1 protein-coding gene is annotated in these 14119 nt (G+C 74.4%); it reads right to left on the reverse strand.

What is annotated here, in order from left to right; genetic code table 11:
- Positions 1 to 14048: amino acid adenylation domain-containing protein (locus ACFV1W_RS22680; protein ID WP_380419027.1), on the reverse strand; the 14048-nt coding region annotated here is incomplete at its 3' end.
- Positions 14049 to 14119 lie beyond the last annotated feature (71 nt).

Here is a 14119-nt window from a genome sequence, read left to right on the forward strand (position 1 = left end):
CGATAGGTCAGTTCAAGCCCACCGCTGACGAGGGCGACCGCATCCGGCGTCAGCGCCACCTGCGCCGCGAACAGTTCCGGCAGGCTCGCCCCGGCAGCCCCGCCCCCGACGGCGGGCAGCAGCTCGCGGCGCTCCTCGGCGGAGAGCAGGTCGATCCCGCCGATCGGCCGGTCCGGCGCGGCGGCGACCGCGGCCAGCAGCCGCAGCCACCGCGCGACCAGGGCCTCGACCGTCGAACGGTCGAACAGGTCGGTGCTGTACTCGACCGCACCGCTGAGTCCGGCCGGCGCGCCGTCGGGCCCGTGCTCCTCCGCGAACCCGAAAGTCAGGTCCAGCCGCGCGGTCCCGGTGAGCACCGTCACTCCGGAGACCCGCAGGCCCGGCAACTCGAAGTCGCCGCCAGGCGCGTTCTGCACCACCAGACCGGTCTGGAACAGCGGGTGGTGGGACAGCGAGCGGGACGGGTTCAGCACCTCCACCAGGTGCTCGAACGGCACGTCCTGGTGCGCGTACGCCGACAGCGCCGTCTCCCGCACCCGGCCCAGCAGTTCGGCGAAGCTCGGATCACCACTGGTGTCGGTGCGCAGCACCAGGGTGTTGATGAAGAACCCGACCAGCTCGTCCAGGGCCTCGTCGGTCCGCCCGGCGACCGGGCTGCCGATCGGGATGTCCGTGCCCGCCCCCAGCCGGGTGTACAGCGCAGCGAGCGCGGCCTGCAGAACCATGAACAGGGTCGCACCAGCGTGTCGCGCCAACTCCGCCAGCGCCGCGTGCAGTTCGGCGTCGATTCGGAGTTCCAGCAGGCCGCCGCCGTAGGACATGGTGGCCGGGCGCGGCCGGTCGGCAGGCAGCTGAAGCTGCTCCGGCAGATCAGACAGCTGCCGCTTCCAGTAGGCGACCTGGCGGGCGAACACGCTGCCGGCGTCCTGCTCGTCGCCGAGGACCTCGTGCTGCCACAGGGTGTAGTCGCCGTAGGTCACCGGCAGCGGCGGCCAGGCCGGCGCTCCGCCGCCCCGCCGGGCGGTGTAGGCGGTGGCCAGGTCGCGGGTCAGCGGGCCCATGGACCAGCCGTCACCGGCGATGTGGTGCATCACCAGCAGCAGCACGTGCTCGTCCGGCGCGACCTCGAACAGCTCGGCCCGCAGCGGCACTTCCGAGGTCAGGTCGAAGCCGCGCACCGCCGCTTCACGCAGCAGCGCGGGCACCTCCGCCTCGCCGGCCGCACGCGCGGTCAGCGGGACGGCGGCCTCGGCGGCGTCCAGCACCCGCTGGTACGGAACTCCGGCGGTGTGCGGGAAGACCGTGCGCAGGGTCTCGTGCCGGGCCACCACGTCCGCGAGCGCGGCGTCCAGCGCGGTCCGGTCGAGCTCGCCGGACAGCCGCAGGGCCAGCGGCAGGTGGTACGTGGCACTCAGCGCCCCGAACTGCTGGAGGAACCAGAGGCGGCGCTGGGCGAACGACAGCGGCATCGGGTCGCGGCGGGGCCGGGGCACCAGGGCCTGCCGTGCGGTACCGGCTTCGTGCAGCCCGGCCGCCAGTCCGGCGGGCGTCGGGGTCCGGAACAGGCTGCGCAGCTCCAGCTCGACCCCGAGGGTCGCCCGGACCCGCGAGACCAGCCGGGTGGCGAGCAGGGAGTGCCCGCCCAGCGCGAAGAAGTCCTCGTCGACCCCGACCCGCGCGAGGCCCAGCACCGCGGCGAACAGCTCGCACAGGATCTGCTCCTGCGGTGTGCGCGGCGCCCGCCCGGCCGCCTCGACCGAGCCGAGGTCGGGGGCGGGCAGCGCCGCCCGGTCCAGCTTGCCGTTGGGCGTCAGCGGCAGGGCATCCACCAGCACGAACGCGGAGGGCACCAGGTGATCCGGCACCCGCTCGCGCAGGTACGACGCCAGCGCCGCGGCGCTCGCCCCGGACCCGGCCTGGGGGACGACGTACGCCACGATCCGGGTGTCGCCCGGCCGGTCCTCTCGGGCGAGCACCGCGACCTGGACGATCTCGGGGTGAGCGGCCAACTCGGCCTCGGTCTCACCGAGTTCGATCCGGAAGCCGCGCACCTTCACCTGGTGGTCCGCCCGCCCGGCGAACTCCAGCTCGCCGTCGGCCCGCCAGCGCACCAGGTCGCCGGTGCGGTACATCCGCGCACCAGCCGGCCCGTACGGATCGGCGACGAAGCGCCCGGCGGTCAGCCCGCGCCGGTTGAGGTAGCCGCGCGCCAGCCCCGCCCCGGCGAGGTACAGCTCCCCCAGCACGCCGGGGGCTACCGGTCGCAGCGCCGGATCCAGCACGTACGCGCGGCAGTTGGCGATCGGACGGCCGATCGGCACCGGAAGCGGGCAGTCCGCCGGGTCGGCCGGCAGCGGGTAGGCGGTGATCACATGGGTCTCGGCGGGCCCGTAGTGGTTGTGCAGCACCCGGCCCGGCCTGCGGGCCCGGAAGCGCCGCAGGGCACCGCCGAGGCGCATCGCCTCACCGGCCTGGGCGACCAGCCGCAGGTCGGGCAGGTCGAGCCCGGCCTCCTCGGCGGCCTCGGCCAGCGCCTCGACCACCAGGTTGGGAGCGAACAGCTCGCCGACCCGGTGCCGGTCCAGCCAGTGGGCGAACAGTTCGGCGCTGCGGCGCTGTTCCTCGGTCGGCACCACCAGCGTCTTGCCGTACAGCAGCGCGGAGAGCACCTCCTGCACCGAGACGTCGAAGCTGAGCGCGGTGAACTGCGCGGTGCGCGTGCCGGGTCCCCCGCCGACGGCCTCGTGGTGCCACGCCAGCAGGTTGAGCAGTCCGGCGGCGGGCATCACCACGGCCTTGGGGCGTCCGGTGGAGCCGGAGGTGTAGATGACGTAGGCCGGGTGCCGCGGGTCCACGGCGACGGCCGGGTCGTGCTCCTGCTGATCGTCGGAAGGGGCGACGGCCGCGCGGTCGTCGATCACCACGGCCGGGCGCGCGTCGTCCAGCATGAAGGCGATGCGCGCCGCCGGGTAGTCCGGGTCGACCGGCAGGTACGCCGCGCCCGTCTTGAGCACCGCGAGAACGGCGACCACCAGCTCGGCGGAGCGCGGCAGCCGCAGCGCGACGACCTGCTCCGGCCCGACCCCTCGCGCGATCAGCGCGTGCGCCAGCCGGTTGGCCCGGGCGTTCAGCTCCCGGTAGCTCAACACGGTGTCCTGGAACACCACCGCCTCGGCCTGCGGGGTCGCCCGGACCTGCGCCTCGAACAGGGCCGCCAGACCCTCGGCCTGGACGGGACGCGCGGTGTCGTTGCGGGCGACCAGCAGCTCGTGCCGCTCCTCGACGGTCAGGACCTCGATCCGGCTGAGCGGCCGGTCCGGCTCGGCGACCACGGCCGCCAGCAGCCGCAGCCAGCGCCCGACCAGGGTCTCCACCGTGGCGTGGTCGAACAGGTCGGTGCTGTACTCGACCCGCCCGACGATGCCCTCGGCCGGCCCGCCCGTGCCGCCGCGCTCCAGCAGGTGGAAGCCGAGGTCGAACATCGCCGTCGGTGTCCGCACCAGGACGATCTCGGCGGCCAGGCCGCTCAGCGCGAACTCGGTACGGGGCACGTTCTGCAGCGCCAGCAGCACCTGGAACAGCGGCTGCCGGGCGAGGGACCGGGACGGGTTGAGTGCCTCGACGACGTGCTCGAACGGCAGGTCCTGGTGCGCGTACGCCCCGAGCGCACCCTCCCGGACCCGGCCCAACAGCTCGGCGAAGGACGGGTCGCCGCTCGTGTCCGTGCGGATCACCAGGGTGTTGACGAAGAAGCCGACGAGGTCGTCCAGTGCCTGGTCGGTCCGGCCGGCGATCAGGCTGCCGACCGGGATGTCCGTGCCCGCACCGAGCTTGTCCAGCAGCGCCGCCAGGGCGGCCTGGAGCACCATGTACACGCTGGCACCGTGCTCCCGGCCCAGCCGGACCAGCCCGGCGTGCAGTTCGGCGTCCAGCTCGACCGCGAGGTGACCGCCGGAGTGGGAGGGGTTCGCTGGGCGGTGGCGGTCGGCGGGGAGCCGGATCTGCTCCGGCAGGTCCGCCAGCGTCCGCGTCCAGTACGCCACCTGACGGGCGAACAGGCTTTCCGGGTCGGCTGCGTCGCCGAGCAGCCGACGCTGCCACAGGGTGTAGTCGGCGTACTGCACGGACAGCGGTGCCCACTGCGGTTCCTCTCCCCGCAGGCGCGCCGCGTACGCGGTGGCCAGGTCGGCCGCCAGCGGGCCCAGCGACCAGCCGTCCCCGGCGATGTGGTGCATCACCAGGAGCAGCACGTGCTCCTCCGCCGAGAGCGCGAACACCTCTGCGCGCAGCGGCGGCTCGGCCGCGAGGTCGAATCCGCGTGCCGCAGCTCCGGTCAGCAGGGCCGGCAGGGCCGCTTCGGCGGCCGGGGTGACCTTCACTTCCGGCCGCACCTCTTCGGCTGCGAGCACCTGCTGGTACGGCTCGCCGTCAGCCGCGGGGAAGACCGTGCGCAGGGTCTCGTGCCGGTCCACGACATCGCCCAGCGCCGTCTCCAGAGCCACGAGGTCGAGCGGCCCCGAGAGCCGCCACGCGAGCGGCATGTTGTAGACCGAGTCGGCGCCCTCCAGCTGGCGCAGGAACCACAGCCTCCGCTGGGCGGACGACAGCGGCACCAGCGCGGGCCGCTCCGCCCGCTCCAGGGCGAGCCGGGAGCGGTCGGCGCCGCCCAGCCCGGCGGCCAGCCCGGCCACCGTCGGGGTGCGGAACAGGGTGTGCAGCGCCAGCTCGATGCCGAGTGTCGCCCGGACTCGGGCCACCAGCCGGGTGGCGAGCAGGGAGTGCCCGCCCAGGTCGAAGAAGTCGTCGTCGAGGCCGACCTGCGGCACGCCCAGCGCCTCGGCGAACAGCTCGGCCAGCACCTGTTCCCGGGGTGTGCGTGGTGCTCGGCCCGTTCGCGCCCCGGTGAGGTCCGGCGCGGGCAGGGCATGACGGTCGAGCTTGCCGTTGGTGTTCAGCGGCAGGGCGTCGAGGGGGACGAATGCGGCGGGCACCATGTACTCCGGCAAGCGCTCGCGCAGGTACGCCCGCAGTCCCTCCGGTCGGAGCGTCACCCCGTTGACGGGCACGAGGTAGGCGACCAGGCGCGTGTCCTCGGCCCGGTCCTTCCGCGCGATCACGGCGACCTGGCCGATCTGCGGGTGTTCGGCCAGTGCCGTCTCGACCTCGCCGAGTTCGATCCGGAAGCCGCGCACCTTCACCTGGTCGTCGGCGCGCCCGACGTACTCCAGCTGACCGTCGGCGCGTCGACGCACCAGGTCGCCGGTGCGGTACATCCGCGCACCGGCGGGGCCGAACGGGCAGGCCACGAACCGACCGGCGGTGAGTCCGGGCCGGTTCAGGTAGCCGCGCGCCAGGCCCGGGCCGGTTACGTACAGCTCCCCGGTCACACCCGCCGGCACCAGACCCAGCCGCTGGTCCAGCACGTACGCGCGGAAGCCGGCGACGGCGCGGCCGATCGGCGGCACGCCCGCTCCGGGCGACAGCGGCTCGCTGATCGTGGCGATGACCGTCGTCTCGGTCGGACCGTACGCGTTGACCATCCGCCGGCCGGGCGCCCACCGCGCGACCAGTTCCGGCGGGCACGCCTCGCCCGCCACCGCCAGCACCGGCACGGCCACCGTGTCCGGCGACAGCGCCGCGAGCACCGACGGCGGCACCGTCGCATGGGTGAGTGCGAGGCTCGGGTCGGTCAACGCGGCGACCGGCTCGGTCGCAGGCGCCGGAACCAGGGCGGCTCCGGTGAGCAGGGCACCGCACAGGTCCCACAGCGAGACGTCGAAGCTCGGCGAGGAGAACTGCAGTACCCGGCTGTCGGCCGCGATGCCGAGCCGTTCGACCTGCGCGGCCACCATTCCACGCAGACCCTCGTGACTCACCACCACGCCCTTGGGGCGGCCGGTCGAGCCTGACGTGTAGATCACGTACGCCGAGTGACGGGGGTCCACCACGACGGCGGGATCGGTCTCCGGCCACTCGGACGCCTCGGTGACCGTGGTCGGGTCGTCGACCACCACGGTCGGGCGGGCGTCCTCCAGCATGAACGCGATCCGCGACTCCGGGTACCCCTGGTCCACCGGCAGGTAGGCGGCTCCCGTCTTCAGGACGCCCAGGACGGCCACCACGAATTCGACCGACCGGGGCAGCGCCACCGCCACGATCTGTTCCGGCCCCACACCCTGCGCGATGAGCGAGTGTGCGAACCGGTTAGCCAGCTGGTCCAGTTGGCGGTACGTCAACTCCACGCCCGCGGAGACCAGCGCGACGGCCTCGGGAGTGGCCGCCACCTGCGCCGTGAACATCGCCGGCAGGCTCGCGGTGATCGCCCCGCCCCCGGGTACGGGCAGCAACTCGCGGCGTTCCCCGTCGGAGAGCAGATCGATGCCGCCGAGTCGGCGCTGCGGGTCGGCGACGGCCGCGCTCAGCAGCCGGACCAGGCGCGCGACCATCTTCTCGACGGTGGCGGCGTCGTACAGATCACTCGCGAACTGCACGAAGGCGTCGATCCCGGCAGGGGAGCCGTCCTCGGCCCGCCGCTCGGCCAGTGAGAGAACCAGGTCGAACTTGGCGGTGGCGGTGGTCAGTTCCAGCTCGTCGACACGCAGACCGGGTGGGGCGAACTCGGCCCGCGCGTTGTCCTGCAGCACCAGCATGATCTGGAACAGCGGATGGTGGGAGAGCGACCGGGACGGGTTGAGGACCTCGACCAGGTATTCGAACGGCATGTCCTGGTGCGCGTAGCCGGCGAGCGCGGTGTCCCGGACCCTCGCGAGGAGTTCCGCGAAGGTCGGGTCACCCGAGGTGTCGGTACGCAGCACCAGGGTGTTGACGAAGAAGCCAACCAGGTCGTCCACGGCCTCGTCGATGCGCCCGGCGGTGAGGCTGCCGACCGGGATGTCGTCGCCCGCGCCGAGTTTGTTCAGCAGCGCGGCCAGTCCCGCCTGGAGCACCATGAACAGACTGGCCCCGTGCGCGCGGGCGAGCTCGCGCAGACCGCGGTGCAGCTCAACGTCCAGCCCGGCGTACACGGACCCGCCCCGGTGCGAGGCGACGGCCGGGCGGGGCCGGTCGGTGGGCAGCTGGATCCGCTCCGGCATGCCCGACAACTGTTGCTTCCAGTAGGCCGCATGACGGGCGAACAGGCTCTCACCGTCCGCGGCATCGCCCAGCAACTCGTGTTGCCACAGGGTGTAGTCGACGTACTGGACCGGCAGTTCCGCCCACTGCGGCGCCCCGCCGCGGCAGCGCGCCGCATAGGCGGCCGCCAGGCACTGGGCGAGCGGACTCAGCGACCAGCCGTCGCCCGCGATGTGATGGAGCACCAGCTGGAGAACGTGCTCGTCCGGCGCCAGCTCGAACAGCTCGACGCGCAGCGGCAGGTCGACCGCCAGGTCGAAGGGGCGGTCCTTCGCCGCCGCCAGCGCACCGGACAGCTCGGCCTCGACGGTCCGGCTCACGGTCAGACCCGGGCGGGCCGCCACGGCGTCCAGCACCTGCTGGTACGGCGTGCCGTCGAACAGCGGGAAGACGGTGCGCAGGCTCTCGTGGCGCTCGACCACGTCCGCCAACGCGGCTTCCAGGGCCCGCCGGTCCAGGGCTCCGGACAGCCGCCAGGCCAGGGAGATGTGGTAGTTGGCGGTGCTGCCCTCCAGCTGGTGCAGGAACCAGAGCCGCCGCTGGGCGAACGACAGCGGAATCCGCTCGGGGCGCTCACGCCGTACCAGGGCGGCCTGCGCCGGTCCGGCCGCCACCAGGGCGGCTGCCAGGCCGGCCGGGGTCGGTGCCTCGAACAGCGTGCGCAGCGCCATCTCCACGCCGAGGGTGGCGCGGATCCGGGCGGCCAGCCGGGTGGCCAGCAGGGAGTGGCCGCCGAGGTCGAAGAAGCCGTCCTCGACGCCGACCGGGGCCACGCCGAGCACCTCGGCGAACAGTTCGCAGAGCACCTGCTCCTGCGGGGTGCGCGGCGCGCGGCCGGTGGCGGCGGGGGCGGAGTCGGGGGCGGGCAGGGCCCGGTGGTCCAGCTTGCCGTTGGTGGTCAGCGGCAGCGCGTCCAGCAGCACGAAGGCCGAGGGCACCATGTACTCCGGCAGCCGCGAAGCGAGGTGGCCGCGCAGCTCGGCCGGGCGCGGGGCGGCGTCCGCGGCGGGCACCAGGTAGGCGACCAGCCGGGTGTCGTCGGCGTGGTCCCGCCGGGCCAGGACGGCCGTCTGGGCGACGGCCGGGTGCGCGGCGAGGGCCGCCTCGATCTCGCCGAGCTCGACGCGGAAGCCGCGCACCTTCACCTGCTGGTCGGCCCGGCCGACGTAGCGCAGGCTGCCGTCCGCAGCCCGGCGCACCACGTCGCCGCTGCGGTACATCCGGGCGCCCGGCGGCCCGAACGGGTCGGCGACGAAGCGCCCGGCGGTCAGGCCGGGTCGGTTCAGGTAGCCGCGCGCCAGGCCGGGGCCCGCGACGTACAGCTCCCCCGCGACGCCCGGGGCCACCGGCCGCAGGCCGCCGTCGAGGACGTACGTGCGCAGGTCCGGCAGGGCCGTGCCGATCTGCCCGGCCGCCGTGCCGGACGCGCCGAGCGCCGCGTGGGTGACGTGCACCGTGGTCTCGGTGATGCCGTACATGTTGACCAGCCGCGGCGCGTCCTCCGGGTGCCGCTGGTACCAGTCCGCCAGTCGGGCGTGCTCCAGCGCCTCGCCGCCGAACACCACGGTGCGCAGGGCGAGTTCACGGCCGGTCCCGGGAGCGTCGGCGTCTGCCTGCATGAGCTGGTAGAAGGCGGAGGGCGTCTGGTTGAGCACCGTCACCCGCTCGCGGGCGAGCAGTTCCAGGAAGCGGCCGGGCGAGCGGCTGGTCTCGTGGTCCACGACGACCAGCCGGCCGCCGTGCAGCAGCGCGCCCCACAGCTCCCACACCGAGAAGTCGAAGGCGTAGGAGTGGAAGAGCGTCCAGACGTCCTCGGCGGTGAACCCGAACAGCTCCTCCGTGGTCCGGAACAGCCGCACCACGTTCCGGTGCGGGACCACGACACCCTTGGGGTCGCCGGTGGAGCCGGAGGTGTGGATGACGTACGCCGGGTGAGCCGGGTCGATCTCGACCTGCGGGTCGGTGTCCGGGTGTCCGTCCAGGTCGGCGGTGTCCAGCAGCAGCCGGTCCACGTCGTCCGCTCCCGGCAGCTCACCGGCCGTGCCGGTGGTCACCAGCAGCGCCGGCCGGCCGTCCCGGAGCAGGTAGCCGATCCGGGCGGCCGGGTACTGCGGGTCCACCGGGAGGTAGGCGCCGCCCGCCTTCAGCACGGCGAGCACCGCCACGACCAGCTCCGCCGACCGCGGCAGGGCCAGCGCCACCAGCTGCTCCGGTCCCACCCCCCGGTCGATCAGGGCGTGCGCGAGCCGGTTGGCGCGTGCGTTCAACTCGCCGTAGGTCAGGGTGACTTCGCCGTCCGCGAGGGCGACGGCGGCCGGGTTCTCCCGGACCTGCCGCTCGAACAGCGCGGGCAGGCCGCTCTCCGGCGGCTCTTCGGCCCGGCCGGTACGGGCCGGGAGCAGCGCGCCGCGCTCCTCGGCGGACAGCACGTCCACCCGGCCGATCCGCCGGCCTGGGTCGGCGACGACGGCGCGCAGCAGCCGCAGCCAGCGCTCGACGATCCCGGTCACGGTGGCCGCGTCGAACAGGTCGGTGCTGTACTCGACCACGCCCGACAGGCCGTCCCCGCCGGGCCGTTCGGCCAGGACGAAGGTCAGGTCGCACTTGGCCGTCCCGGTGTGGACCAGGTCGCTCTCCACGCGCAGCCCGGGCAGGTCGAGGGTGCCGAGCGGCGCGTTCTGCAGGGCGAGCATGGTCTGGAACAGCGGGTGGTGGGAGAGCGACCGGGTCGGGTTGAGCGCCTCCACCAGCTGCTCGAACGGCAGGTCCTGGTGGGCGTAGGCGGCCAGAGCGTCGGCGCGCACCCGGCCGAGCAGCTCGGTGAAGGTCGGGTCGCCGGAGAGGTCGGTGCGCAGCACCAGGTTGTTGACGAAGAAGCCGACCAGGTCGTCCAGGGCCTCGTCGGTGCGCCCGGCGATCGGGGTGCCGATCGGGACGTCGGTTCCGGCGCCGAGCTTGCCCAGCAGGGCGGCCAGTCCGGCCTGGAGCACCATGAAGAGGCTGGCGCCGCCGTCGCGGGCGAGTGCGTGCAGGCCCTGGTGCAGCTCCGGGTCGATCCGCACCGGCAGGTGGGCACCCCGGTGGGACGTCGCGGCCGGCCTGGGCCGGTCGAAGGGCAGCTCGACCTGCTCCGGAAGGTCGGCCAACCGCTCCCTCCAGTAGCTGAGTTGACTGCTCAGCAGGCTGTCCGGGTCCGAGCCGTCGCCGAGCAGCTCCCGCTGCCAGAGGGCGTAGTCGGCGTACTGGACGGGCAGCGGCGACCATTCCGGCTTCGCGCCCTCGGCGCGGGCCGTGTAGGCGGTCGTCAGGTCCCGCAGGAGCGGGCCCGCCGACCAGCCGTCACCGGCGATGTGGTGCACCACCAGCAGCAGCACGTGCTCCTCGTCCGCCAGCCGGAAGAGCTCGGAGTGCAGCGGTGGTTCCTCGGCGAGGTCGAAGCCGTACCGGGCCGCCTGTGCCAGCCGGTCGGGCAGCTCGCGCTCGCCGAGCTCGGTGACCCGCAGCCGCGGCCGGGCCGCTTCGGGGTCCAACACCCGCTGGCACGGCACGCCGTCGGCCGTCGGGAAGACGGTGCGCAGGCTCTCGTGCCGCTCGGCCAGATCCGCCAGGGCGGTCTCCAGGGCCCGCTGGTCCAGGCATCCGCTCAGCCGCAGGGCCAGCGGGATGTTGTAGGTGGCACTCGGGCCCTCCATGCGGTGCAGGAACCACAGCCGTCGCTGGGCGGAGGACAACGGGACCGTCTCAGGTCGCTCGCGCCGCCCCAGCGCCGGGCGCGCCCGGCCCGCGACGTCCACCGCCGCGGCCAGTCCGGCCACCGTCGGAGCGTCGAACAGGTCACCCAGCCGCAGTTCCACGCCCAGCACCGACCGCGCCCGGGCGACCAGCCGGGTGGCCAGCAGCGAGTGCCCGCCGAGGTCGAAGAAGTCGTCGTCGGCGCTGACTCCGGGCGCACCGAGCACCTCGGCGAACAGCCCGGCGAGCAGCTGCTCGGTCGCGGTGCGCGGAGCGCGGCCGGGGCCTGCGGGCTGCCGGTCGGGGGTCGGCAGGGCCTGCCGGTCGAGCTTGCCGTTCGGGGTCAGCGGCAGCGCGTCCAGCACCACGAACGCCGACGGCACCATGTGCTTGGGCAGCCGTTCCCGCAGGTGCCGGCGCAGCGCGGTGTCGGTCACCGTGGCACCTCGCTCGGGCACGGTGTAGGCGACGAGCCGGGGCTCGCCCTCGGCGCGCACCACGACGGCTGCCCGGGCGACCTGCGGGTGCTCGGCGAGGACGGCCTCGATCTCGCCGGGTTCGACCCGGAAGCCGCGGATCTTGACCTGGTCGTCCGTGCGGCCGAGGAACTCCAGGTTCCCGGCCGGGTCCCAGCGCACCAGGTCCCCGGTGCGGTACATCCGCGAACCGGTCGGACCGAACGGGTCCGCCACGAACCGCTCGGCGGTCAGCCCGGGCCGGTCCAGGTAGCCGCGGGCGAGGCACTCCCCCGCGATGTACAGCTCACCCGGCATACCGGCCGGCAGCCGCCGCAGCGCGCCGTCGAGCACGTACAGCCGGACGTTGGTGGCGGGCCGCCCGATGACCGGACGCGGGCTCGAGGCCACGGACGCGGTCACCGGGTTGACGGTGCACTCCGACGGTCCGTAGAGGTTGAGGCAGGACACGCCCTCGGCCGCCCGCAGTTGCTCCCACAGCCGCTCCGGTACGGCCTCGCCGCCCGCTGCGACCAGCGCCGGGCGGTGCTGCGCACCGCTCAACAGCCCGTGGGAGAGGAGCACTTGGAGGTAGGACGGGGTGGCCTCGACGTAGTCCAGCCCGCATCGCGCCGCGTAGCCGACGAAGGCGTCCGGTTCCGTCCAGGTGGCGTGGTCCAGGACGTGCAGCTCGTGGCCCGCGAACAGCGCGAGCAGCTGGTTCCAGGAAGCGTCGAAGGACACCGAGGTGGTCAGGGCCACCCGTCGGCGCCGCTCCCCCGGCACCGGCGGGAGGTGGGCCTGCCGGAGATCGGTGAGCAGGTTGAGCAGGCCGCCGTGGGTCGGCAGCACGCCCTTGGGCCGTCCGGTGGATCCGGAGGTGTGGATGACGTACGCAGGGTGGGCCCGGTCGACGGCCACCAGCGGGTCGGCCGCCGGGAAGCCCGCCACCAGGGCGGCCGTCTCCGGGTCGTCGAGCACCAACCGGTCGACGGGCCCGGCCTCGGGCAGCCGCTCAGCGCTGCCGGACGCGGTCACCACCAGCGCCGGGCGGGCGTCGTCGAGCAGGTGGGCGATCCGGGCGGCCGGGTACTCCGGGTCGACCGGGACGTACGCCGCACCGCACTTCAGCACCGCGAGGATCGCCACCACCAGCTCGGCGGACCTCGGCAGGGCCACCGCCACCAGCCGCTCCGGGCCGGCCCCTCGGGCGATCAGGGCGTGCGCCAGCCGGTTGGCCCGCGCGTCCAGCTCCGCGTACGTCAGCGAGACGTCCCCGCAGACCAGCGCGACCAGGTCCGGGGTCGCCCGCACGTGCTCCCGGAACAGTTCCGGCAGGCTCGTGGCCGGGGCCTGCGCCACCGGTCCGGTGCCGAGCCGCGCCAGCTCTCGGTGCTCCTCGGCGCCGAGCAGGTCGATCCGGCCGACCGGCTCGTCCGGGTCGCAGTCCGCGAGGGTGTCCAGCAGCGCGAGCAGTCGCTGCTGGTGGGCGGCGAGGTCCCCGTCGCCGTAGGCCTCCGGCGAGCCGTGCAGCCGGAGCAGCGGCGGGTTGCCGTCGCGGTAGTCGAAGACCCAGACGGCGAGGTCGGTGGTCGACCCGGACACGAAGTGGTGCACGGAGGCCGGGTGCCCGGCGAAGCTCGGCCGGGAGTTGAAGGCCATGACGTTGACGATCAGCGGGAAGGCCGTCCCGATGCCGCCCGGGGCGCCGAGGTCCCGCAGCAGGTCCTCGCTGCGGTAGCGCTCGTGCGCGACGGCCGTCCCGACCTCCCGCGCCGCCTGGGTGACGAGTTCCCCCCACGGCATGTCCGGCCGCACGGTCAGCCGCAGCGGCACCACGTTGGACATCGTGCCCGGCACCGCCGTCAGGTCGCGGTCGGCGCCGCGGCGGGCGGTGACGGGCAGGGCGAGCACCACGTCCCGGTTGCCGGTCAGCCGGTGGGCGTAGAGCGCCGTCGCCGCGACCAGCAGCCGGGACCACCGGACGCCGGAGCGTTCCGCGGCCGCCCGCAGGGCGTCCGGGCGGCGCAGTTCCCGTTCCCCGGCCAGCCGGAGGGCGCGGTGCGGGTCGGTCGCGGGCGCGGCGCCGAGCCGGGTCGGGGCGGGCAGGTCGGCGAAGCGTTCCGTCCAGTAGGCGCGGTCGGCGGCGAAGTCGCCGGACGCCCGGTAGGCGGTGTCGCTGTCGACCAGGTCCCGCAGCGGGCCGAACGGGCAGGGCGGCACGGTGCCGCCCCCGGCCAGCGCCGAGTACACCTCGCCGACCCGCTGCCGGAGCATGGAGCTGCTGATCGCGTCCAGCACCACGTGGTGGTAGTTCAGGTACCAGAGGTACTCGGTCGGCGACGCCTTGACCAGCGCGTGGCCGAACAGCGGGTCACGGGTGAGGTCCAGCGGGCGCAGCAGGTCCCGCTCCATCCACTCCACGGCCGCCGCCCGGGGGTCGGGCTCCCCGCTGAGGTCGAGGTGGACGGGTGCCCAGTCCCAGCTCTCCCGGAGGACCTGGCGCGGGCCGTCGCCGTCGTCGACGAAGGTCACGTGCAGGGCGTCGACCTCGTCGACGACCCGGCGCAGCGCGGCCTCGAAGAGCTCCCGGTCCACCGGCCCGTGGATCTCCAGGCACTCGCCGACGCGGTAGCCCGGGATCGGCGTCCGGGAGCGCTGCTCGGCGAGCCAGATCTCGCGCTGGGCCGCTGTCAGGGGAAGGACGTCGCCGTCGCGACGGGACATGGGGTTACCTCCGAGAGTGTGGGCGGGCGTACGCGCACGGCACGCCGGGCCGCGCCGACCGTGGGGGCGTC

This window comes from Kitasatospora sp. NPDC059648 (genome assembly GCF_042734825.1).
In the GTDB taxonomy this organism is placed as follows: domain Bacteria; phylum Actinomycetota; class Actinomycetes; order Streptomycetales; family Streptomycetaceae; genus Kitasatospora.